Here is a 22254-nt window from a genome sequence, read left to right on the forward strand (position 1 = left end):
TATACGCTCAAGCCCTTTTTCGTGCAAGAGAGCAAATCTTGTATACAAAAACATTGACTCACGGTGCAAAGACGTCAATTCTTGGGATGCAGCGCCCAAAGAGGCGCGGTCAACTGTTCAGGGAGGACAATCAGACCATGACCAGGACATTTCTGTCTGCCACCACGGCACTCGCGCTGATCGCTGGCGCGGCGCAAGCCACCGAACTGCGCCTGTCGCACCAGTGGTCCAATCAGGACGTGCGCCACGCCGTGGCCCAGATCGTCGCCGACGAGGTAGCCGCAGCTGAGGTGGATCTCGATATCCGCATCTTCGGCTCGCAATCGCTGTTCAAGGCGCGCGAGCAGTACACGCCTCTGTCGCGCGGTCAGCTCGACATGACGGTGCTGCCGCTCAGCTACGCAGGCGGGCAGCGCCCCGAATACAACCTTACGCTTATGCCCGGGCTCGTGAAGAACCACGACCACGCCGCGCGCCTGAACGAAAGCCCGTTCATGGAAAGCATCGAGGCAACGCTGGCCGAAGATGACGTCATGGTGCTGGTGCACGGCTATCTCGCCGGCGGCTTCGCTGGCAAGGAAGGCTGCATGACCGCGCCCGAGGACGTCAACGGCGCGCAGATGCGCGCGGCGGGCAAGGCGTTCGAGCAAATGCTGGCAGGCGCCGGCGCTTCCATCGCGTCGATGGCCAGCTCGGAAATCTACAACGCGATGCAAACCGGCGTTCTGGATGGCGCGAACACCTCGTCCTCGTCCTTCGTGTCCTACCGGATCTACGAACAGGTGGCGTGCTACACCCCGCCGGGCGACTATGCGCTGTGGTTCATGTATCAGCCGCTGCTGATGAACAAATCCACCTTCGACGGGCTGACCGAAGCGCAGCAGGCCGCGCTGATGGCCGGTGCCGAGAAAGCGCAGGCCTACTACCTCGAAGAAGCCAAGAAGGAAGACGCGGAATCGCGCCGCGTGTTCGAGGAAGCCGGCGTGGAAATCCGCGACATGACAGAGGCGGAGTTCAACGCTTGGCGCGCGCTGGCGCAGGAGACGTCTTATCCGGCCTTCGTGCAGGACACGCCCGGCGGCCAGGCGCTGCTGGACATGGCGCTCGCAGTCGAGTGACGCCCGCCTGACCGACGACACGCGGGGGCCTTGCGCCCCCGCGCTTCAACGGAAATTAGAACCAGATAGAAAGAGGGCGCGCCATGGCGACCCATAGTTCCGCCACCGTCGCACGGACGGGCGGTAACCCTTTTCTGCGTGCCGTCGCTGCAGTATCGACCGTTGCCGGCTGGTGCGCGGCAGCGATGATCGTCGCGGCAGTGGGCATCACCTGCCAGATGATTTTCGTGCGCTTCGTGCTGAACGGATCGACCATCTGGCAGACCGAGGCAGTGATCTACCTGATGATCGCGGCCACGCTGATCGGCCTGTCCTACGTGCAACGCCTGCGCGGGCATGTGAACGTGGATCTGATACCGCTGCTATTGCCGATGCCGGCGCGCCGCGCACTGGCGATGCTGACGCTGGGCCTGTCGATCGCCATCATCGCGGTCATGCTATTCTACGGATACGAGTTCTGGCACTTCGCCTGGGAACGCGGCTGGCGGTCTGACACCGTCTGGGGGCCAAAACTCTGGATCCCCTACCTGTCTCTGCCGCTCGGACTCGGGCTGCTGCTGCTGCAATTGGTGGCCGATTTCGTGGCGCTTGTGCTGCGCATCGACACACCCTTCGGACTGGAGGCCGACTGATGGATCCGCTCACACTTGGGGGGCTGGTCGCGCTTGCCACCATTCTCGTACTGTTCTCAGGCGTTTCGGTGGCGGTCGGCCTGCTGATCGTGTCGGCCGGCTTCCTGATCGTGTTCGACGGAATGCGGTCGCTTGAACTGATGCCGGAAATCCTGTTCGGCAAGCTCGATAATTTCGCGCTGCTGTCGATCCCAATGTTCATCATCATGGGCGCTTCCATCGCTTCGACCCGCGCGGGCGCCGACCTTTACGAGGCGCTGGAGCGCTGGCTGACGCGCGTTCCGGGCGGGCTGGTCATCTCCAACCTGGGGGCCTGTGCCCTGTTCTCGGCGATGTCGGGCTCCAGCCCGGCGACCTGCGCCGCCATCGGAAAGATGGGCATCCCCGAAATGCGCAAACGCGGCTACCCCGACGGGATCGCCGCCGGATCCATCGCAGCGGGTGGCACGCTGGGCATCCTGATCCCACCCTCGGTCACAATGATCGTCTATGGCATCGCCACTGAAACCTCCATCGGGCGACTGTTTCTCGCCGGTGTGATTCCGGGCCTTCTGCTGGTGGCGCTGTTCATGGGATGGTCGCTGTATGCGACGTGGAAGTCCGGCAACACCGCCGTGCTGTCGGCACGAAGCTACAGCTGGCGCGAGCGGCTGGAGATCCTGCCCCGCGTGATCCCCTTCATCATCATCATCGTCGGTGTTCTCTATGCCATGTACGGCGGGATCGCGACGCCGTCCGAAACCGCCGCCGTCGGCGCGCTGCTGTGCCTGATGATCGCCATGGTGATATACAGCCTGTGGTCGCCCCGCGCGCTGTGGGTCGTGTTGCGCGACAGCACCCGCGAGAGCGTCATGATCCTGTTCATCATCGCGGCTGCGGGCGTGTTCTCGTACATGCTCTCGTCGCTCTTCATCACGCAGAGCATCGCAGCCTGGATCGGCGAGCTGGAGGCGAACCGCTGGGTGATCATGTTCGCCATCAACATTTTCCTTCTGGTCGCGGGCTTCTTCCTGCCCCCCGTGGCGGTCATCCTGATGGCAGCGCCGATTCTGCTGCCGATCATCACCACGGCCGGTTTCGACCCGATCTGGTTCGCCGTGATCCTGACCATCAACATGGAAATCGGCCTGATTTCGCCGCCTGTTGGGCTCAATCTCTATGTTATCAACGGAATCGCACCGGATATCTCGCTGCGGACGATCCTGACAGGTTCTCTGCCCTTCGTCGCGTGCATGGTCCTTGCTATCATCATCCTGTGTGTATTTCCCGGGCTGGCGACCTGGCTGCCCGACCTTGTGATGGGGCCTGCGTTTTGAATATGTTTGCCGACATTCTGTCCTCCGTCTTCGAACGGCGGCAATGGATCTGGGAGAGGCCCCCAAAACCGGGGGCCCGGCTGGACGATCTCGCGCGCACGCTGATGGGCAACCGCGGAGAGGCTACGGGCATGGCGCTGGCGCATGATCTGCTGCAAGCCTATGCCGCAAGTTCCCCCGAGGCCCGGCGCGCCTTCTTCGATTTCGTGATGCACGATCTCGACATCGACGCGGACGCGGTGCGCGCAGCGCTGGCTGCCTATGAGAACGACCCCGGCAAGGCCACCTACCGCGCCTATGCCGAGGCCGCCGAACCGCGGCGGCAGGAACTGATCCGTCGGCTGAACCAGGTGCCCGGCGGCACCGCACGGCTGGTGGGGATGCGCAGCGACCTGCTGAAAATCCTGCCGGAGGCGCCGCATCTCGCGCCGCTCGACCTGGATTTCCGGCACCTCTTCGCATCGTGGTTCAACCGGGGCTTCCTCGTGCTACGGCCGATCAACTGGGAAACCCCGGCGCATCTGCTTGAGAAGATCATCGCTTACGAAGCGGTGCATGCGATCGGAAGCTGGTCTGCGCTGCGGGCCAGGCTCAAACCCGCCGACCGGCGCTGCTTCGCTTTCTTCCACCCCGCAATGCCGGACGAACCGCTGATCTTCGTCGAAGTCGCGCTGACCCGGGGCATCCCCGGATCGGTGGACCGCTTGCTTGCCGACGACCGCGACGAGACACGCGCCGCCGATGCCGACACGGCGGTGTTCTATTCCATCTCGAACTGCCAGACCGGGCTGGCGGGCGTGTCCTTCGGGCACCTTCTGATCAAGCAGGTGGTTGAGGACCTGTCGCGCGCTCTGCCGGGGCTCAAGACCTTCGTGACGCTGTCTCCTGTTCCCGGGCTGGCCGGATGGGCGAAACAGACCGGCCAGACACTCGACCCCGCCGCGCCGGACGCGCTGCGCCAGTTGACCGCCCGCTACCTGCTGGAGGCCAAGCGCGGCGAGGAACCGCGTGATCCGGTGGCGCGATTTCACCTTGGGAATGGCGCGATCCTGCATGCGGTTCACGCCGATGCGGATCTGTCGGAAAAGGGCCGGGCACAGTCCGGCGGCGCGATGGTCAACTACCTGTACGATCTGCGCAAACTGGCCGAGAACCACGACCGCTACGCCAAGCAGGCCACCATCGCCGCCAGCGCCGATGTGCGCGCGCTGGCCAAGGCCGCGAAAAAGACCGACGCATAGGAAGACCCCAGATGGCAAACCCCCTGTTCGATACCCTGTTCGGCCAGCACGCCGGGCGGCCGAACCCGTTTCTTCACCTCGCCGATGGCAGCGCGCTCAGCTATGACGCCTTCCTGCGCCGCACCGCTCAGTTCGCCAACCTGATCACAGGCGCGGGCCTCGCCCCCGGCGACCGGCTGGCAGCGCAGGTCGCCAAGTCGCCCGACGCTCTGGCCGTCTATGCCGCTTGCGCGCAGGCCGGGATCGTCTTCTTGCCGCTGAACACCGCTTACACGCCCGGCGAAGTGTCGTATTTCGTCGAGAACAGCGGCGCCAAGCTGTTCGTCTGCGAGCCGCCCAAGGCCGGGGCGCTGACACCCGTGGCCCACGGCGCGAACGCGCGGCTGGAAACGCTGAACACCTCGGGCGGGGGCAGCCTTGGCGAAGGGGCGCGCCACCAGCCGGAAACCTTCTCCACCGTGGACCGTGACGAAGACGACCTGGCCGCGTTCCTCTACACCTCGGGCACGACCGGCCGGTCGAAGGGCGCGATGCTGACCCAACGCAATCTTATGTCGAATGCCCGTACGCTGGCCGATCTGTGGCGGTTCACCGGCGATGACGTGCTGTTGCACGCGCTGCCGATCTTCCACACCCACGGCCTGTTCGTCGCCACCAATATCATTGCCCTGACCGGAGCGTCGATGCTGTTCCTGCCGCGCTTCGACATCGATGCGATGATCGCGCTGATGCCGCGCGCGACGACGATGATGGGCGTGCCGACCTTCTACACCCGCCTTCTGGACGATACCCGCTTCACCGGCGATCTGACCGCGCATATGCGGCTGTTCGTGTCGGGTTCCGCGCCGCTGCTGGCCGAAACCCATGAACGTTTCGAGGCGCGCACCGGGCACCGCATCCTCGAACGCTACGGGATGACGGAAACCAACATGAACACCTCCAACCCCTATGACGGCGACCGGAGGGCCGGCACCGTCGGCTTCCCGCTGCCCGGAGTGGAGGTCAAGGTCACCGATCCCGCCACTGGGGACGCGCTGCCGCAGGGCGAGATCGGGCAGATCGAGGTGCGCGGCCCGAACGTATTCAAGGGCTACTGGCAGATGCCCGACAAGACAGCGGCCGAACTGCGCGCCGACGGGTTCTTCATCACCGGCGATCTGGGCCGGTTCGACGCTGACGGCTACCTGCATATCGTCGGGCGCAACAAGGACCTGATCATCTCGGGCGGCTACAATATCTACCCCAAGGAAATCGAGCTGCTGCTGGACGATCAGCCCGGCGTTCTGGAAAGCGCGGTGGTCGGCGTTGCGCATCCCGATTTCGGCGAAGGCGTGGTCGCCGTTCTGGTGCCCGAACCCGGCGCGGTGCCCGACCTCGAGGCGATCCGCGCCGCCTGCAGCGAGACGCTGGCGCGCTACAAGCAGCCAAAGGTGTTCGAGCTTCGGGGCGAACTGCCCCGAAACACGATGGGCAAGGTGCAGAAAAATGTGCTGCGTGACGATTACGCGAGCGCGTTCGGCTGAGGTTCAGAAACGGCGGGCCAGTGACAGGTTGAAGATCGCGACGGTGTCTTCGCCCGGCGGGACGACCGACAGGCGCAGGTCGCTGTGGCCCTTGCGCAGCGCCGCCGTGGCCGCCACGATGGGTATGAAACCGTTCGCGTTGGGGATGCCGTAGTCGGACTTCAGGCTGCGCGACAACTCGCGATAGTAGGCCGTGCCGACGCTGGCGCCGAGCCGCAGCCGCCCTATCCGGCCGGCCGCGACCTCGGCCGACACGCCGCCCAGCAAAAGAGGCGCCACTTCGAGATAGCTGTTCAGGAAGACCCCGCCCTCGACATGCCATTCCGTATCAGGCAACGCCGCGACCCCTGCCAGCGGCGCGCGGCGGCCGAAGGTGATGCCGGGCGTGACATTGTTCAGATCGGCGTTCCCCACGTGCCACGACCCGGCCATGAAAGCGACATAGCGGTCCGCCGGTTGCGCCGCCGCCGGCCCGGCGACGGCCAGGACCAGCGCAAGCGCGGCCGCCGCGCGTCTCATGCCGCCGCCACGAGGGCGCGAAACAGTGCGCGCTGGCGATGGGCATAGATCAGATGTTCCGGGTGCCATTGCACGCCCACCATGAAAGGCCCGGCTTCGCGCTCCACCGCTTGCACCATGCCGCCGCGATCTCGCGCCGCGACCCGAAGCCCGCGCCCGAGACGATCGACCGCCTGGCTGTGCAGCGCGTTGACGCGCATAGGCTCCAGCCCGGCGATGCGTGCCAGTTCGGTGCCCGGCTCCACCCGGACGGTCTTGCGCGGAAGGATCGTCTTGCGCTTGTCCGACGTGGCAAAGACCCCGTAGGCGTCCTGGTGCAGCGTTCCGCCAAGCGCGATGTTGATCATCTGGGCACCCCGGCACACGCCAAGCACCGGCATGCCACGCGCGCAGGCTCCGGTGACCAGTTCCTGTTCCATGGCGTCGCGCGCCGGATCGAGCCGCGCACTGCTGACCAGCGCACCGCCGTAGATGTCGGGCGAGATATCGTCACCGCCGCCGATCACCAGCCCGTCCACGTCATCAAGGTGCCGGGGCCGCGCCGCTGTCCAACGCACCGCACGCCCGCCCGCCAGCCAGACATTCAACGCGAACATCGGAAAAATCCGCCAAGACGAGCGGCGCGAGGTTGTCACCGCGATGCGAGGGCGGCTGCGGCTCATTGCACGATCAGCCAGTGACTCGCGGCCAGCGGCCAGTCGCGCAGCCGCCCGTCACCGGCCCGCGCCAAGTAATCCGCCCCCATCCGCGCCAGCAGCGCGCGGTCGGCGGCCAGCCTTTCGACCACGATCCAGCGGTTCCATTCCAGGCACAGGCTCCAGTCCGACGCGCCGATATTCGCGTCGGGCAGACGGTAGTGATAGGTCGGCCGCGCCTTGATGCGCGGATCGTCCAGCACCCGGCGCAGGCGCGGCTCATCCAGATGCGCAAAGAGCGGCAGCAGATCCAGTTCGCGGTTGCGGGTCGGATTATGTGTCAGGTAGTCGTCAATCAGCCCGGCGACATCGGGCCAATAGTCGCCCGCCAGAACCGTAGCCACATAGGGCTTCGGAAACGGGTCCGCGAAGGCGACGGCCCGTCGGGTCAGGTCCAGCCCCATCACCCCGCGTAACCAGCCCGACAGCAGCAGGTAGGATTTCAGAACGGCGGTGATGCCGTCCGCGTCGCCGTCATCCTCGCGTGCGCCCGCGATCTCGGGGTTGAGCTGTGCGCCAAAGGCATAGAACGGGCTGGCACGCGTGCCCACCGCCCCGGCGGCGTTCAGCCGCTGAACCAGCGCGTCGATGCGGGGGATCTCGGTGTAGGGTATCGGCGGGCAGACGATCTCGCAGGGCATCACGAGCGAACTGATGTCTCCGAACAGCTTGCGCATCTCGGCGCGGAACCCGGTCATGCCCCCTTCGCCGCCGCCCCCATCGGCGCCGTAGGGGCGGTGGGCGTATTGCGTGTCCAACTCGCAGGTGAAGTCGCCAAGCTCGGTGCCCTCGACATGGAAGCGGTGGGCGTCTTCTTCGCGGACCGTGCCGCCGAAGGCCTCGCGCACGATGCCCGCGCCGTCCGCCGCAGTCACGGCAGCGAATTCGACTTCCACCCCGACACGGCGCGGCGCGCCCTCCGCGTTGTCGGGTTGCGGCGGTGCCGCGACCTCGGTCAGAAAATCCATGCGCGCCCTCTTTGGTCCTGCTGTGCCCGGCGGACCGCCGCCCGGCCTGCGCGCAGCCTAGATCAGCCCGCGCCAGCCGCAACCCCTACGCGCAAGCTGCGACGGAAACGAAAAGGGCCGCACCCGTCGGGGTGCGGCCCATCCGGGCGGCTGGGGGGCAGCCGTCCGGACATCCCTCACAGGATTTCGGCGATCAGAAGAAGCCCAGCTTGTTCGGGCTGTAGCTGACCAGCATGTTCTTGGTCTGCTGGTAGTGGTCCAGCATCATCTTGTGGTTTTCGCGGCCGATACCCGACTGCTTGTAGCCACCGAAGGCGGCATGCGCCGGATACAGATGGTAGCAGTTGGTCCAGACCCGGCCGGCCTGGATGCCGCGGCCGAAGCGGTAGCAGGTGTTGGCATCGCGCGACCATACCCCGGCGCCGAGGCCATAGAGCGTGTCATTGGCGATTTCCATCGCTTCCGCCTGGTCCTTGAAGGTGGTCACGGACACGACCGGCCCGAAAATCTCCTCCTGGAACACGCGCATCTTGTTGTGGCCCTTCAGCACGGTCGGCTTGATGTAGTAGCCGCCCGCCATGTCTCCGTCGAAGCTGTTGGCTTCGCCGCCGGCTAGAACCTCTGCGCCTTCCTGGCGGCCGATGTCGATGTAGGACAGGATCTTCTCGTACTGCTCGGACGAGGCCTGCGCACCGATCATCGTCTCCATCTTGCGCGGGTCGCCCTGCACGATGGCGTTCACGCGCTCCAGCGCACGTTCCATGAAGGCGTCGTAGATGTCTTCCTGGATCAGCGCCCGCGACGGGCAGGTGCAGACCTCGCCCTGGTTCAGAGCGAACATGGTGAAGCCTTCGAGGCACTTGTCGAAGAAGGCATCATCTTCGCGCATCACGTCCGAGAAGAAGATGTTCGGCGACTTGCCGCCCAGTTCCAGCGTGACCGGGATGATCGATTCCGACGCGTACTGCGCGATCAGTCGACCGGTGGTGGTTTCGCCGGTGAAGGCGATCTTGGCGATCCGGCTGGAGCTTGCCAGCGGCTTGCCCGCTTCAAGGCCGAAACCGTTGACAATGTTCAGCACGCCGTCAGGCAGGATGCCGCCGATCATCTCGGCCCACATCATGATGGTGGCCGGGGTCTGTTCGGCCGGCTTGATCACGACGCAGTTGCCCGCCGCCAGTGCCGGGGCCAGCTTCCACACCGCCATCAGCATCGGGAAGTTCCACGGGATGATCTGGCCGACCACGCCGAGCGGTTCATGGAAGTGATAGGCGACGGTGTCGTCGTCCAGCTCGCCCATGGAGCCTTCCTGCGCACGGATCACCGATGCGAAATAGCGGAAGTGGTCGATCCCCAGCGCCATGTCGGCCAGCGTCGTTTCGCGGATCGGCTTGCCGTTGTCCCAGGTTTCTGCGAGCGCCAGCGTGTCGATGTTGTCTTCCATGACCTGCGCGATCTTCATAAGCGCGTTGGCACGGTCGGTGACGCTGGTTTTGCCCCAGGCTTCGCGGGCCTTGTGCGCGGCGTCCAGCGCGTCCTCGATGTCGGAGGCGTCGGAGCGCGCGATCTCGCCAATCGGGCCACCCGTGATCGGGCTAATGTTCTCGAAGTAGCGGCCGGCATTGGGTGCCTTGAACTGGCCCCCGATGAAGTTGTCATAGCGGCTCTTGAGCGGGCATCCGGCCGATGCGGCGTCCGAAACGTCCAGTTGGTCTTTGGGCATGGTGTCCTCCTCGAGTGTGTGAAGTCCTCGCGCTTCGAGCAACAGACTGTCCCTTCGGACCCGTCACGCCCACCCGGACCTTAGTCGGAGAAGCAACAGCGGCGTCCAAAGCGCCGCCGCGCACACGCCGGGACGGACACGATCAGGCGTCCGGCGTCGCCTTCGCGATATCGCAGACCAGCGCCGTCGCTGGCCCGCCCGACCTGTTGTAAACCCAGTGCACGGTGTCCTCGCGTTCGGGGAACGTGCCGAGTTGCGCCGCGTCGAACGCCCTTTCGCCCTCCGGCCTTCCCTCGATCCATTCCCCGTCGATCACGCTGACGATGCCTGGCCGGTCCTCGTGACTGTGGCGGGCGATCTGCCCGCCCGGCGCGATCCTGATCGCGCGCATCCGCATCGTGTAGCCCGAAAGTCCGATGGTGGCTTCCATTGTCTCGGGGGAAAGCTCTTCCAGCATGTCCACCCGCAGCCCCTTGTGCTCTGTCGGCCCGCTCAGGTTGGCAAGCACGGCCTGACCGGCGATCGCAAGGCATAGCCCTGCCGCGACGCCAAGCCCGACATTCCTGTATGTGGCCCGTTTTTCATGAGTATTCATTGGCTTCACTCCTGCTGGTTGCTGTGTGAACCCAGCCTAGCCGCCCCGCGCCCGCAGCTCGAATGCGCATTTTTCACGGAATGCTGAGCGGAATTCACGGACCGCCAACAGCGTGTTTGGCGTATCGCGGCGACGGTACTAGCATGACTGGTGTGCGCTTTGCCGCGCCTGAATTTGGAGGATGCAGACCCGCTTGGCCCGCAAGCTACCCCCTTTCGCGGCCGTGAAGGCCTTCGAGGCGACAGCGCGGCACATGAACGTCACAAAGGCCGCCGAAGAGATGTGCCTCAGCCCATCGGCCGTCAGCCACCAGATCCGTGCGCTCGAGGAGTATCTGGACACTGCCCTTTTCGAACGCCGTGGCAACAAGCTGGCGCTGACCCTGACCGGACGGGCCTATTCCGGCAAGCTGACGACGCTGCTCGACGCGTTCGACGAATCCACTCGCGCGATCCGCAAAGCAGGTCACCGACCGCTGCGTGTGCTGTCCACGCCGGGCTTCGCCGCGCGCTGGCTGGTGCCGCGGCTTGGGCACCTCGAATTCGGCAACCGTGTGCAACTACGCGTGTCGGAGGGTGCCCCCAGCACCGATTTCGCTTCGAACGATGCGGATGTCGTGATCCAGTGGTGCGATGACCCCGTGCCTAGCGTCGTTACCGAACCGCTGATGGAATCGGGCCGCTACCCGGTCGCCAGCCCGGAGATGCGCCGCCGCGAAGGGATTGAGAGACCGGCCGATCTCGCACGCGTCACGCTCATGCACGACGAGACGATGGACACCTGGGGCGAATGGTTCAGCGCCGCCGGTGTCGAGGCGCCCGCGTTTCCCTGCGGACCAACCTTTCCCAATTGCGAATTGTCCACCACTGCGGCGGAGGCCGGACAGGGGGTCGCTCTTGCCTATGACACCATGGTGCGCGGAACGCTTGAATCAGGTCGGCTGGAGCGGCTTTTCGACACCGACATCCTTCCCATCGTGATCTACTCCGTCGCCTATCCGGAGTCGCGACGCGACGATTCCATGATCCGGCAGTTCGCGGCATGGCTCCATGAAGAGGCCGCGCGCGATGGCGTCGCGGCACGGCCCGCGCGCTTTGCCCGCGCGGCCGAACGGACGACCTGAATGGCCTCTATCGCTCCGGCGCCAGAAGCGTCAGCCCGTAGCTTTCATAGATCGCCGCGATCCGGCCGTCCTCCAGTGCGTAGCGGACCGCATCATCGACCATGTAACCCAATGGCTTATAACGGAAATGCAGCGCAGTGCCCAAGGTCCAGCGGCTTCGGGCCAGGCCCGCCAGCGGGGGAGTGTGCACCCCGATCCCGTCACGCAGCCCGTGTTCCAGCTGGCCCAGCGGACCCATCGCGGCCATGACCTCACCGCGCGCCAGCGCATCCATCGCCGCGACCATGTCTGGATACCGGCGGATACCCGCCGCAAGCTGGCCGCCGGCGAAACCCGAAAGGTAGAAATCCGAAATCGAGTCGTTCTCAACTGCGACTGTGTCGAAACGGAAATAGGCCGGAACCGGCTTCTCGTCGGGATAGGCGGCCTCGGAATAGGCGATCGCGATCGTCTCGGCGGCGTACTGGCCGGTGAACTCCACCTGATCGACGCGGCACTTGAAGGCGCTGTCATAGGGCACACGCATCATCACGTTGCTGACCTTGCCGCCGATCAGCGGACCCTGCCAGATGTTGAACCGCAGGTCCGCCTCAAGATTCTCACCCGCCGCGACCTCGGTGAAGCGCGCCTCGACGCCGATATCCTCCGCGATCAGGCGCGCGATCTCCACGTCGACCCCGCGCAGCGCACCATCCTCGCGCCAGGAATAGGGCGGGTAGTCGGCATAGACCGCAAAGGTCATGAAGCCGCGATCCAGGATCTGATCGATGTCCTGACCGACGATGTCACGGCTGGCGTTCTGCGGCTTGGCCTGCGGCACCCAGTCGGCACAGGGGTCTGTGGCTTGCGCGCCGGTCGCCGCGCCAAGCGCGAGCGCAAGAATGGCGCATCTCAGCGCGGCCCGGATCAGCGGTCTGCGGATGGCTGGGCGGGTCTGCTGCGGCATGGCGGCGTCCTTGCGATGTAGTTCGGAAAAGCGGTCCGGCCCCAAAGGCTAGCCGGGGCCGGGCACCGAAACCATGCGACTTTGGTTGCACCTGCCGCGCATGTCGGCCGGATGCCGTCAAGCGGGGGCGCAAAACCGCACCGCGACCAAGGTCGGATGGCCCGGTGCGGTCAAATCGCCAATCCTTGCGGCGGGAGAACAGCCATGCTCAAACACTACCTTGCCGCCAGTACCCTCGCCATTGCCATGGCGACCGCGCTTCCCGCCGCCGCGACGGAGATCGCCATCGGCTACCTGCGCGCCGAACAGCCTGCGCCGCCGGTGCTGTCCAACCTGCGCCCTGACCCCGCCGACCTCGGCATCGCCGGAGCGCAGGCCGGGCTGGCCGACACCCGAACCACGGGGCAGTTTCTCGGACACGACTACACGCTTGATGTCGTTTCGGTCCCGCCAGGGGGAGACGTTCTGGGCGCTGCACGGGCCGCGCTTGGGAGCAGCCGCCTTCTGCTGCTCGACGCGCCGGCCGATACCGTGCTCGCCATCGCCGACCTGCCCGAGGCGCAGGGCGCGCTGTTGTTCAATGTCGCCGCTCCCGACCCGGTGCTGCGCGACGCCGAATGCCGTGCCAACGTGCTGCACACGGTCGCCAGCACCGCAATGCGCACCGATGCGCTGATACAGGTGCTGCTGGCCAAGCGCTGGACGGATATCGTGGCAGTCGCTGGCGCGCACGAGGCGGACAGCGCCTTCATGGACGCGCTCGACCGGTCGGCGGGGAAGTTCGGCCTTAAGATCGGCAAGCGCAAGATCTGGGCCTTCGATGCCGACATGCGCCGCGCCGCATCAACCGAGGTGCCGCTGTTCACACAAGATCTTGGCGACTACGACGTGCTGCTTGTCGCCGACGAACTGGACGATTTCGGCGAATATATCCTGTACAACACCTGGCGTCCCCGGCCCGTCGCGGGCAGCGTCGGCATGACGCCGCAGACGTGGTCGCCCGCACTGGAACAATGGGGCGCGGTGCAGCTTCAGGAACGCTTCCGCGACACTTCCGGGCGCGACATGCAGCCAGAGGATTACGCCGCCTGGGCCGCGCTGCGCAGTATCGGGGAGGCGGTCACGCGGACCGGCTTCGCCGCCCCGGATGCCCTGCGCGCCTACATCCTGTCAGACGAGTTCGAGCTGGACGGCTTCAAGGGCCGCCCGCTCAGCTACCGGGGCTGGAACGGGCAGTTGCGCCAGCCGATCCCCGTGGTCCATCCCCGCGCGCTGGTGGCGCTGGCCCCGGTGGAAGGCTTCCTGCACCAGGTCAACGAACTTGATACTCTGGGTCTGGATGCGCCCGAAGTCGATTGCACCGCCTTCGGCGATTGACAGACCGACCACTTCCCCAAATCAGAAACCGTGCGCAGGGCAACGACCGGCGTGGCAAAGGAGAGACGCATGAAAACGGCGATGACGGCACTCGTGCTCGGGCTGGCCTTCAGCGGCGCGCAGGCCGCCGAGATCTGGGTCACCAACGAGAAGGACGACACAATCAGCGTCATCGACATCGACACGCTGGAAGTGACACGCACGATCCCTACCGGCGAACGCCCGCGCGGGATCATCTTCAGCCATGACTATTCGGTGGTCTACATCTGCGCCTCAGACAGCGACTCGGTGCAGGTGATGGACCCGGAAACCGGCCGCATCCTGCATGACCTGCCCTCGGGCGAGGACCCGGAACAGTTCGCGCTGCACCCGGACAACCGTCACCTCTACATCGCCAACGAGGACGACGCGATCACAACGGTCGTGGACGTGGAGACCCGCACCGTCGTATCTCAGATCAGCGTTGGCATCGAACCAGAAGGCATGGCCGTCAGCCCGGACGGCAGGATCGCAATCACCACATCCGAAACGACGAACATGGCGCACTGGATCGACACGGACACACAGAAGATCTTCGCCAACTCGCTGGTCGGCAGCCGCCCGCGCCATGCGGAGTTTCCGAAGGGCGGGACCGAGATGTGGGTCAGTTCCGAAATCGGTGGCACGGTGGCGGTGTTCGATACCGCAACACAGAAACAGAAAGCAAAGATCAGCTTCGAGGTGCAGGGGGTGCATGACGACAGGGTACAGCCCGTCGGGTTCGAGTTCACCGAAGGCGACACCCATGCCTTCGTCGCGCTTGGGCCGTCCAACCATGTCGCGGTCGTGAACGCCGAAACCTACGAGGTGGAGGACTACATTCTCGTCGGGCGTCGCGTCTGGCACATGGCCTTTTCACCTGACAAGTCGCTGCTGTTCACAACGAACGGCGTGTCCGGCGACGTGACCGTGATCGACGTGGCGGCCCGCGAGGCAATCAAGTCGATCAAGGTCGGCCGGTTCCCCTGGGGCGCAGCGCTGCGGCCTTGACGGCCGCGCGGGGGCCGAAGCGCGGCTGATGCCGCGTCTACGACCCCGGCCGCCTGCCCTTGCGCGGCGCGCTCTGCTAAGGTGCGCACAGGAGGACGCATTCCATGACCTATCGTTTCCCGATCCGCCTTGCGGCGCTGCTTGCCGCGCTTGCCCTGCCCGCAGCCGCAGCCGACGACACCGATGACGCGCACGGCACCCTGAACCCCGACGAGATGACGTGGCAATCGATGCTCGACCGCGCAGACCGGGGAGAAACCGGGATGGTGCTGTGTTCCAGCGGCTACATGCTTACGAAATCGGGCAATCACGCCGCGGCGCGCACGCTTTTTCGCAACTGCGCCGACGCCGGATATACCGGCGCAATGACTTGGATGAGCCAGCTCGACAACAACGGGCTGGGCGCCGAATACGATCCCGACGCCGCTGCCGACTGGGACAGGCAGGCGGCCGAACGGGGCGATCCCGTGGGCAAGTTCAACTACGGGCTGGACCTGATCCGCGGCCACGGCGTGCCGCGCGATGTGGAGGCTGGCCGCGCGCTGGTGGACGAGGCCGCCCGCGACGGTCTGAAGATCGCCCGGCAGATGCAGGACAGCGGCTATGACCCCGAGGCCGTCACGCCGGATGCGGACCGCTGGAAATACGCACCTCTGTTCTGACCGGGCCCGCGGACGAAAGGGACGACAGGGGCGCGGACTACGACCAAAGCAGCATCGCCCGCATGGTCGTAGTCTTGACCTGCATCAAGAAAGCGCCCGGGTGGCGGGCCTACGGTCGGCCCGTCAATCCCAAGGAGACCTATGATGAAACCGTTACTCGCCGCTGCAGCGCTTGCCCTGTCTGGCCTCACCGCCCTGCCCGCCACCGCCGATGTCACCTTCGAGGATGTCAAGATCAGCGCCGGGCAGACCCTGTTCGAAGCCGAATGCCGCCGCTGCCACGCCACCAACCCCACCGACGCCAGCTATGGCCCGCCTCTGGAGGACGTGGTCGGCCGCGCCGCGGGCACCCATGCCGATTACGACTATTCCGACGCGCTGGCCGCCTCGGGCATCGTGTGGACTCCGGCCGCCCTGCGCGCCTGGATGGAGGATAACGACGGCTTCATGCCCGGCACCAAGATGCGCCATGTCGGGATCGAAGACCGCACGGTGCAGGACTTCATACTCGCCTACCTGCAAAGCCTGACCGCGGGCACCGCAGCGCAGTAGCAGCGCGAAGCCCTACGACCGCCATCTGCGCCCGCGTGTCGCAGACATCGTTGCAGCCCGCCCGCATAGCGCGGCGGGCTGCAACCGTCATGGCCAGGCCGAAGAAGCGCGCCAACCATCTGTAAAAAAACGGTTGTTTTTCTCCGATCACGCTTTCGCGACCCCGTCAATTCGCCTGTAGTCGTACGACCTTTAGCGCGTTGCGGGACGCGCGGCGGGGTTCCTATTGTCGCCCGTACGAACCGGGTGCGACCACCTTCGCGCCGGAAACCGTGTTCTGGGAGGAACATATGAACCGCTTCATCACCGCCGTCGTCGCATCGCTTCTCGTCGCCGGGCCGGGCTTCGCCCAGGTCACGGAGGAGGATCTCGCCAACGATCAGACCGACACCAGCCAGGTCGTCACCAACGGCATGGGCCGCCATCTTCAACGCTACAGCCCGCTCGACACGCTCAACAAGAGCAACGTGGAGAACCTCGTTCCGGCATGGGCGTTCAGCCTCGGCGGCGAGAAGCAGCGCGGGCAGGAAACCCAGCCGCTGGTCTATGACGGCATCATGTACATCACCGGCTCGTACAGCCGGGTCTACGCCATCGACGTGAAGACCGGCAAGGAAATCTGGCAATACGACGCCCGTCTGCCGGAAGGCATCCTGCCCTGCTGCGACGTGATCAACCGCGGCGGCGCAATCTACGGTGACAAGTTCTTCTTCGGCACGCTGGACGCGCGCATCGTCGCGCTTGACCTCAAGACCGGCGACGTGGTGTGGCGCGACAAGATCGCCGACTACAAGGCCGGATACAGCTACACCGCCGCTCCGCTTGTCGTGGGCGGGCTGGTCATCACCGGCAACTCGGGCGGTGAATTCGGCATCGTCGGCGAAGTGCAGGCCCGCGACGCCGACACGGGCGAACTGGTCTGGACCCGCCCGATGATCGAAGGTCACATGGGGACCTACAAGGGCGAGGAAAGCACGATGACCGGCGTGCTGAATGCGACCTGGCCGGGCGACATGTGGAAAACCGGCGGCGGCGCGACCTGGCTCGGCGGCAGCTACGACATCGACACCGACACGCTGGTCTTCGGCGCGGGCAACCCGGCACCTTGGAACAGCCACCTGCGCGGTGCGGGCGAACCGAAGGCCGACAATTCGGGCGATAACCTCTATGCCGCGTCGCGAGTCGCCATCGACCCCGCCAACGGCGAAATCAAGTGGCACTATCAGACCACGCCGCGCGAGGGCTGGGATTTCGACGGCGTCAACGAGGTCGTGGCCTTCACCGACGCCGAGGGCAACAAGAAGTTCGCCACAGCCGACCGCAACGGCTTCTTCTATGTGCTGAACCGCGAGGACGGCGCGTTCGTGGACGCATGGCCCTTCGTGAAGGACATCACTTGGGCCGAAGGCATCGGGGATGACGGTCGCCCGATCTACATCGAGGAAGGCCGCCCCGGCGACCCATCCGCCGCAACCGACGGCACCAAGGGCGAAACCGTGTTCTCGGCGCCGTCCTTCCTTGGCGGCAAGAACTGGCAGCCGATGTCCTTCAGCCAGAAGACCGGGCTGTTCTACGTGCCGTCCAACGAATGGGGCATGGACATCTGGAACGAACCGATCACCTACAAGAAGGGTGCCGCCTATCTCGGTTCCGGCTTCACGATCAAGCCGATGTACGAGGACCATATCGGCTCGCTCAAGGCGATCGACCCGATGACCGGCGAATGGAAATGGGAGTACAAGAACGACGCTCCGCTCTGGGGCGGGGTGATGACCACCGCGGGCGGTCTGGTGTTCTTCGGCACCCCCGAGGGCGAATTCATCGCGCTGGACGACGAGACGGGCGAGAAGCTCTGGTCGTTCCAGACCGGGTCGGGAATCGTTGGCCAGCCGATCACCTGGGAGATGGATGGCGAGCAATATGTCGCCGTTATGTCCGGCTGGGGCGGCGCCGTGCCGCTCTGGGGCGGAGAGGTCGCGGCGAAGGTGAACTACCTGAACCAGGGCGGCCTTCTGTGGACGTTCCGCCTGCCCAAGGCCTTGGCATCGGCTGAATAAAGCTCCGATCCCGAACCAGACCGAAGCGCATCCGGAGTGATCCGGGTGCGCTTTTCTGTTGCGCAACATGTCTGATTTTTCTGACACCCGCCGTCAGGAAAAATAGACATATTCCTGCTTTTGCACGGTTTTTCGGCGCAAACCGCGTGTCTGAACTTGCTCGACGCCGGTTTTTGCATACCATCGCGCACAAGTCGGACGAGAACGGGCAAGCAAACCCGTCGAACGCTACCGACGCGAAGCGAGGGGGGGTGTATCGTGACGTCCATGGACGACGGTGAAAGTACCTTCGATCTGAACGGGTTTGAACGAATGAGCCGGGGCTTTGCCTCGCTGCACGGCTGCCTGCCGGAAAGCGCCCTGAACGTTCTGGCCCGTGAAGTGATCGCGCGCCTTGCGGCGCAGCGCGGCGCACTACGCGACGAAGCCGCCCATCCGGCCGACCCGGCCCTGATCGACACGTTCTGCGATGCTCTGATCGGCAACGCGCCCAATGCCGCGATCGACCGGATTACCGCGCTGCGCAGCAACGGCGCCACGATCGACCAGGTGTATCTCGGGGTGCTTGCGCCGGCGGCCCGTCGCCTTGGCACGTGGTGGGACGAAAGCCGCGCCAGCTTTGCCGAGGTGACCATCGGCGTCGCGAGGATTTACGGCATCATGTACGCGCTGCGGGCCGAATTCCCGCTCCCGGTGGACTTCGAGCGGCGCCGCGCCGCCTTCGCCTCGGTGCCGGGCGAGGACCACACGCTGGGCGTCAGCATGGCGGCGGACCTGTTCCGCAAGGAAGGCTGGGAGATCGACCTGAAGCTCGGTCACGATCACGACGGATTGGTGCAAGCGCTGGCAATCGGCGATTCGCCCATCATAGGCCTGTCGGCCGGGCGCGAAGAGGCCTTGCCGGGCCTGATCCGGCTGATCGTCGCACTTCGGGTCAGCAACCCGCGCGCCTATATCCTCGTGGCAGGCCGCTACGTCGCAGCCCATGCCGACACGTTGGCCCTGACCGGGGCGGACGCGGCGGCATCCGAGGTGCCCGAAGCGCTGGCGGCGATGGATCTGCTATGGGAACGCGCGATGGCCGACATCGTCACGCGCGCCGCTGCTGCCGACGAGCCTCTTAGGCGCAAGACCTAAGTCGCATTGGGGGCACGGGACTGCCGGACTAGGCTCCGGCCATGCTCCGACTGCTCCCTGTCCTCGCGATCCTTCTTGCCGTTCTGTCCGGCCCGGCAGCGGCCGAACCGGCCACGCGCGCGCGCATCGCGGCGATGATCGTTCCGCCCTTCTCTCTGGGCGAGGCGCTGAACGACAAGGGCGTATACCAGTTGCTCAATTCGGGCGGGGCCGAAGCCGGCTTCGTGTTCGAAACCGAACAGATGGCGCCGCTGCCCGGCTTTTCCGGCGCGCCGATCAACATGCTGGTGACACTGGACCCGGACGGGCGATTCCTCGATGTGAGGCTCCTGTCGCACAACGAACCGATATTCGTTTCGGGCCTCGGCGAAGCGCCGTTCCACAAGTTCTTCGAACAGTATCGCGGGCTGTCGATCTCGGAACCGCTCGTTGTCGGCACACCTTATGGCAAGGGCGGTGCGGGCAGTGAACTGACGTATCTAGACGGCGTGACCAAGGCCACGGCCAGCGTGCGCATCGCACATGAAAGCCTGATGGCCGCAGCGCTTCAGGTTGCCCGCGAGAAGATGAGCGGAATTTCCGCCGGCCCCCCCGTAACCCCGGACCCCTCCGTCGATGCCCCGCTGGATTGGCAGGCGTTGCTGGAACAGGGCATCGCCCGCAACCTTCGCCTGACAAATGCAGAGGCCGACGCGCTGTTCGCGGGCTCCATATGGGCCGACGACGACCCCGAGGCGCGGGCCGACCCGGAAGGGCTTTTCATCGACCTCTGGCTGATCGATATCGGCGCGCCGACGGTGGCGCAGGCCGTGCTCGACCCCGACAGCCTTGAAGAGTTGCGCCGCTTCACCGAAATCTCGCAGAGTGACGAGCCTCTCCTGCTGATCGAGACCGCGCGCCACGGCCTCGTGTCCGAGGATTTCGTGCGCAACACCGCACCTGACCGGCTGAGCGCGGAACAAGGCGGCTTCCCGGTGGCGCTGCGTGACGCTGATCTGATGGTGGACCTATCTCGCGACCTGCCTCGTACGCTGCGCAATGGCACCGCGATGATCCTGCGCACCGACCGGCGGCTCGGGTTCGACCCGACGCAGGATTGGCTGCTGCACGCGCAGATCGTGCGCGAACACGGCATGTTCCAGCCTGAGATCGGCACCCGCAGCGTCACTCTGCCCTACCGAATGGACGAAAAGTTCTACATACGGCCCGGCGCGGTGGAACAGCTTGCGCCGTGGCGCGAGGCGCTGTTGAACCGCCAGGGCGACCTGATCGTCCTCGCGGGACTGCTTGCCGCGCTGCTGCTGGCGCAGGGCGCTGCTCTACGCCAACTCGCCCGGCTGCGGGCCTTCGTACCGCTGCGGCTTGCGGTGCTGGCCGTCGTGGTCGGCTTCGTCGGTTGGTGGGGCCAGGGACAATTGTCGATTGTCACGGTTCTGGCGGCAATCCGGACCGCTTGGGAAGGTGGCAGCTTCGCTTTCCTGCTCTACGACCCGTTCTCGCTGGCGATCTGGGCGGCTGCAATCATCGGCTTCGTCGCGTGGGGGCGCGGGCTGTTCTGCGGCTGGCTCTGCCCGTTCGGAGCACTTCAGGAATTCGCCCATCACCTTGGCCGTGCGCTGCGCCTGCCGGTGATCGAACCCTCGCCGCGCTGGGACGCGCGGCTGAAGAAACTGAAATACGTGCTGCTTGCCGGGCTGGTAGCCAGCGTCTTTACGGTGCCGGGCGCAGTGGACAAGCTGGCCGAGGTGGAACCCTTCAAGACCGCGATCACCACCTTTTTCCTGCGCGAATGGTACTATGTCGCCTATGCCGCTGCCTGGCTGGTGCTGGGTGCGGTGCTGTTCAAGGGCTTTTGCCGCTATGTCTGCCCGCTGGGCGCGGTGATGGCCATCGGCGGGCTGCTGCGCGGGCGGGACTGGATCGAACGGCGCGCCGAATGCGGATCACCCTGCCAACTGTGCCGGGTCAAGTGCAACTACGGCGCGATCGACCGCGCGGGAAAGGTGGACTATTCCGAGTGCTTCCAGTGCCTCGACTGCGTGACCGTCTTCGAAGATCCGAAGACCTGCGTGCCGCGCGTGCTGGACGCCCGCCGCGCTGGCCGCGCCGCACCTGCACAGGTGGCCGCCGAATGACCCTTCCTCGCCGCCGTTTTCTTGCGATCACCGCCGCCGCCGGGGCCTGCACCGCGCTGCCCGCGCCCGCGGCGGTCCCGTCATGGTCGGGTCTGGCGCTTGGCGCCGAGGCCACTATCACGCTACATGGCCGGACCGAACCGGACGCTGCCGCAGCGCTGGATGCCGCCGTGGCCGCGCTGCGTCGGATCGAACGGCGCTTCAGCTTGTTCGACCCCGCGTCCGACCTCGTGCGCCTGAACGCGCAGGGCGCACTTGCTGCGGCGGACCCGGACTGGCACGAACTTCTGGCGGTCGCCGATGCCGTGCATCGCGCCAGCGCCGGACGCTTCGATCCGACGGTGCAACCGCTGTGGCGGGCGCTGGCTGAAGGGCGCGACCCCGCGCCAGCGCGTGCGCTGGTCGGCTGGCATCGGGTGCGCCGCAACGGGGACGCGATCCGCCTCGATCCCGGCCAGGCACTGACGCTGAACGGGATCGCGCAGGGGTTCGCCACCGACGCGGTCCGCGATGTGCTGCGGCGCCACGGCTTCGTGCGGATGCTTGTGAATATCGGCGAGTTCGCGGCCGATGGCGGCCCGTGGCGGCTGGGGATCGCGGACCCGGCCCAAGGCGTTGTGCTGACCCGGACGCTGACCGATGGCGCGATGGCGACGTCCAGCCCCGGCGCTCTGCGCCTTGGCGCGCAGGGTCACATCCTGGATCCATTGGGCCGCACCGATGCGCTGTCGGCGCCTTGGTCCACCGTCACCGCCGAGGCTGACAGCGCCGCGCTGGCCGATGCCGCCTCGACCGCGCTGTGCCTTGCCCCGCGCGGCGAGGTCGGCACGATCAAGGCGCGGCTGCCCGGCCTGCGGCGCGTGACCGCGATCGACGCGGCTGGCAACATCGCCACGTTCTGACCGG

General features: G+C 65.8%; 20 protein-coding genes. 14 read left to right on the forward strand and 6 right to left on the reverse strand.

Annotated features, from left to right (window positions below; all coding sequences use genetic code 11):
• Positions 1–137: 137 nt before the first annotated feature.
• The 5 genes from dctP to DKT77_RS10545 all read left to right on the forward strand — a co-directional run bounded on the left by dctP (position 138) and on the right by DKT77_RS10545 (position 5830).
• Positions 138–1118 (forward strand): TRAP transporter substrate-binding protein DctP, encoded by a 981-nt coding sequence (gene dctP, locus DKT77_RS10525; RefSeq protein WP_109811662.1) that lies wholly within the window; start codon positions 138–140, stop codon positions 1116–1118.
• Positions 1119–1201: 83 nt separating this feature from the next.
• Positions 1202–1750 (forward strand): TRAP transporter small permease, encoded by a 549-nt coding sequence (locus DKT77_RS10530; protein ID WP_109811663.1) that lies wholly within the window; start codon positions 1202–1204, stop codon positions 1748–1750.
• Positions 1750–3066, forward strand: coding sequence for a TRAP transporter large permease (locus tag DKT77_RS10535; RefSeq protein ID WP_109811664.1), 1317 nt, complete (start codon positions 1750–1752; stop codon positions 3064–3066). The genes DKT77_RS10530 and DKT77_RS10535 overlap by 1 nt, the downstream gene beginning before the upstream one ends.
• Positions 3063–4307 carry a malonyl-CoA decarboxylase domain-containing protein gene (locus DKT77_RS10540; RefSeq protein WP_109811665.1) on the forward strand — a complete coding sequence of 415 codons (1245 nt, stop codon included), beginning with the start codon at positions 3063–3065 and terminating at the stop codon, positions 4305–4307. Before DKT77_RS10535 ends, DKT77_RS10540 begins: the two co-directional genes overlap by 4 nt.
• A gap of 11 nt (positions 4308–4318) precedes the next feature.
• The gene (locus DKT77_RS10545; protein ID WP_109811666.1) at positions 4319–5830 is read left to right on the forward strand and encodes a malonate--CoA ligase; all 1512 of its coding nucleotides are present in this window, start codon (positions 4319–4321) and stop codon (positions 5828–5830) included.
• A 3-nt stretch (positions 5831–5833) separates the two neighbouring features.
• On the opposite strand, the gene DKT77_RS10550 is transcribed toward DKT77_RS10545, so the two are convergent.
• The 5 genes from DKT77_RS10550 to DKT77_RS10570 form a co-directional block, all read right to left on the reverse strand.
• Complete coding sequence (locus DKT77_RS10550; protein ID WP_109811667.1) at positions 5834–6349, reverse strand: hypothetical protein; 516 nt, start codon at positions 6347–6349, stop codon at positions 5834–5836.
• Complete coding sequence (locus DKT77_RS10555; RefSeq protein WP_109811668.1) at positions 6346–7011, reverse strand: gamma-glutamyl-gamma-aminobutyrate hydrolase family protein; 666 nt, start codon at positions 7009–7011, stop codon at positions 6346–6348. Before DKT77_RS10555 ends, DKT77_RS10550 begins: the two co-directional genes overlap by 4 nt.
• On the reverse strand, positions 7008–8012 hold the full coding sequence (locus DKT77_RS10560; RefSeq protein WP_109811669.1) for an amidoligase family protein: 1005 nt from the start codon (positions 8010–8012) through the stop codon (positions 7008–7010). Before DKT77_RS10560 ends, DKT77_RS10555 begins: the two co-directional genes overlap by 4 nt.
• A gap of 193 nt (positions 8013–8205) precedes the next feature.
• On the reverse strand, positions 8206–9735 hold the full coding sequence (adh, locus tag DKT77_RS10565; RefSeq protein ID WP_109811670.1) for an aldehyde dehydrogenase: 1530 nt from the start codon (positions 9733–9735) through the stop codon (positions 8206–8208).
• 142 nt (positions 9736–9877) lie between these two features.
• Positions 9878–10330 (reverse strand): cupin domain-containing protein, encoded by a 453-nt coding sequence (locus tag DKT77_RS10570; RefSeq protein WP_238547803.1) that lies wholly within the window; start codon positions 10328–10330, stop codon positions 9878–9880.
• Between the two features lie 181 nt (positions 10331–10511).
• On the opposite strand from DKT77_RS10570, the gene DKT77_RS10575 reads away from it, so the two are divergent.
• Complete coding sequence (locus DKT77_RS10575) at positions 10512–11453, forward strand: LysR substrate-binding domain-containing protein (RefSeq protein WP_274520075.1); 942 nt, start codon at positions 10512–10514, stop codon at positions 11451–11453.
• Between the two features lie 7 nt (positions 11454–11460).
• On the opposite strand, the gene DKT77_RS10580 is transcribed toward DKT77_RS10575, so the two are convergent.
• The gene (locus DKT77_RS10580; protein WP_109811671.1) at positions 11461–12399 is read right to left on the reverse strand and encodes a substrate-binding periplasmic protein; all 939 of its coding nucleotides are present in this window, start codon (positions 12397–12399) and stop codon (positions 11461–11463) included.
• 204 nt (positions 12400–12603) lie between these two features.
• Between DKT77_RS10580 and DKT77_RS10585 the strand changes: the two genes are divergently transcribed.
• The 8 genes from DKT77_RS10585 to DKT77_RS10620 all read left to right on the forward strand — a co-directional run bounded on the left by DKT77_RS10585 (position 12604) and on the right by DKT77_RS10620 (position 22250).
• Positions 12604–13776 (forward strand): ABC transporter substrate-binding protein, encoded by a 1173-nt coding sequence (locus DKT77_RS10585; protein WP_109811672.1) that lies wholly within the window; start codon positions 12604–12606, stop codon positions 13774–13776.
• Between the two features lie 69 nt (positions 13777–13845).
• Positions 13846–14805, forward strand: a complete 960-nt coding sequence (locus DKT77_RS10590) for a YVTN family beta-propeller repeat protein (protein ID WP_109811673.1) — start codon at positions 13846–13848, stop codon at positions 14803–14805.
• Positions 14806–14909: 104 nt separating this feature from the next.
• Positions 14910–15467 (forward strand): tetratricopeptide repeat protein, encoded by a 558-nt coding sequence (locus DKT77_RS10595; RefSeq protein WP_238547805.1) that lies wholly within the window; start codon positions 14910–14912, stop codon positions 15465–15467.
• A gap of 144 nt (positions 15468–15611) precedes the next feature.
• Entirely contained in the window at positions 15612–16019 is a 408-nt protein-coding gene (locus tag DKT77_RS10600; protein ID WP_109811778.1) for a c-type cytochrome, read from the forward strand.
• A gap of 290 nt (positions 16020–16309) precedes the next feature.
• Complete coding sequence (locus DKT77_RS10605; protein WP_109811674.1) at positions 16310–18076, forward strand: PQQ-dependent methanol/ethanol family dehydrogenase; 1767 nt, start codon at positions 16310–16312, stop codon at positions 18074–18076.
• A 267-nt stretch (positions 18077–18343) separates the two neighbouring features.
• On the forward strand, positions 18344–19213 hold the full coding sequence (locus DKT77_RS10610; RefSeq protein ID WP_109811675.1) for a cobalamin B12-binding domain-containing protein: 870 nt from the start codon (positions 18344–18346) through the stop codon (positions 19211–19213).
• Positions 19214–19254: 41 nt separating this feature from the next.
• Entirely contained in the window at positions 19255–21348 is a 2094-nt protein-coding gene (locus tag DKT77_RS10615; protein WP_109811676.1) for a 4Fe-4S binding protein, read from the forward strand.
• The gene (locus DKT77_RS10620) at positions 21345–22250 is read left to right on the forward strand and encodes an FAD:protein FMN transferase (protein WP_109811677.1); all 906 of its coding nucleotides are present in this window, start codon (positions 21345–21347) and stop codon (positions 22248–22250) included. Before DKT77_RS10615 ends, DKT77_RS10620 begins: the two co-directional genes overlap by 4 nt.
• The last annotated feature ends 4 nt before the right edge of the window (positions 22251–22254 follow it).

It is taken from the genome of Meridianimarinicoccus roseus, from assembly GCF_003172915.1.
GTDB lineage: Bacteria > Pseudomonadota > Alphaproteobacteria > Rhodobacterales > Rhodobacteraceae > Meridianimarinicoccus > Meridianimarinicoccus roseus.

Bases quoted from the DNA above. Each gene is read 5' to 3' on its own strand.
- DKT77_RS10545 (WP_109811666.1), top strand. From the start codon at position 4,319: ATGGCAAACCCCCTGTTCGATACCCTGTTCGGCCAGCACGCCGGGCGG.
- DKT77_RS10535 (WP_109811664.1), top strand. From the start codon at position 1,750: ATGGATCCGCTCACACTTGGGGGGCTGGTCGCGCTTGCCACCATTCTC.
- DKT77_RS10620 (WP_109811677.1), top strand. From the start codon at position 21,345: ATGACCCTTCCTCGCCGCCGTTTTCTTGCGATCACCGCCGCCGCCGGG.
- DKT77_RS10570 (WP_238547803.1), bottom strand. From the start codon at position 10,330: ATGAATACTCATGAAAAACGGGCCACATACAGGAATGTCGGGCTTGGC.
- DKT77_RS10605 (WP_109811674.1), top strand. From the start codon at position 16,310: ATGAACCGCTTCATCACCGCCGTCGTCGCATCGCTTCTCGTCGCCGGG.
- DKT77_RS10585 (WP_109811672.1), top strand. From the start codon at position 12,604: ATGCTCAAACACTACCTTGCCGCCAGTACCCTCGCCATTGCCATGGCG.
- adh (WP_109811670.1), bottom strand. From the start codon at position 9,735: ATGCCCAAAGACCAACTGGACGTTTCGGACGCCGCATCGGCCGGATGC.
- dctP (WP_109811662.1), top strand. From the start codon at position 138: ATGACCAGGACATTTCTGTCTGCCACCACGGCACTCGCGCTGATCGCT.
- DKT77_RS10580 (WP_109811671.1), bottom strand. From the start codon at position 12,399: ATGCCGCAGCAGACCCGCCCAGCCATCCGCAGACCGCTGATCCGGGCC.
- DKT77_RS10555 (WP_109811668.1), bottom strand. From the start codon at position 7,011: ATGAGCCGCAGCCGCCCTCGCATCGCGGTGACAACCTCGCGCCGCTCG.
- DKT77_RS10590 (WP_109811673.1), top strand. From the start codon at position 13,846: ATGAAAACGGCGATGACGGCACTCGTGCTCGGGCTGGCCTTCAGCGGC.
- DKT77_RS10615 (WP_109811676.1), top strand. From the start codon at position 19,255: ATGCTCCGACTGCTCCCTGTCCTCGCGATCCTTCTTGCCGTTCTGTCC.
- DKT77_RS10575 (WP_274520075.1), top strand. From the start codon at position 10,512: ATGCAGACCCGCTTGGCCCGCAAGCTACCCCCTTTCGCGGCCGTGAAG.
- DKT77_RS10550 (WP_109811667.1), bottom strand. From the start codon at position 6,349: ATGAGACGCGCGGCGGCCGCGCTTGCGCTGGTCCTGGCCGTCGCCGGG.
- DKT77_RS10560 (WP_109811669.1), bottom strand. From the start codon at position 8,012: ATGGATTTTCTGACCGAGGTCGCGGCACCGCCGCAACCCGACAACGCG.
- DKT77_RS10600 (WP_109811778.1), top strand. From the start codon at position 15,612: ATGAAACCGTTACTCGCCGCTGCAGCGCTTGCCCTGTCTGGCCTCACC.
- DKT77_RS10530 (WP_109811663.1), top strand. From the start codon at position 1,202: ATGGCGACCCATAGTTCCGCCACCGTCGCACGGACGGGCGGTAACCCT.
- DKT77_RS10610 (WP_109811675.1), top strand. From the start codon at position 18,344: ATGGACGACGGTGAAAGTACCTTCGATCTGAACGGGTTTGAACGAATG.
- DKT77_RS10595 (WP_238547805.1), top strand. From the start codon at position 14,910: ATGACCTATCGTTTCCCGATCCGCCTTGCGGCGCTGCTTGCCGCGCTT.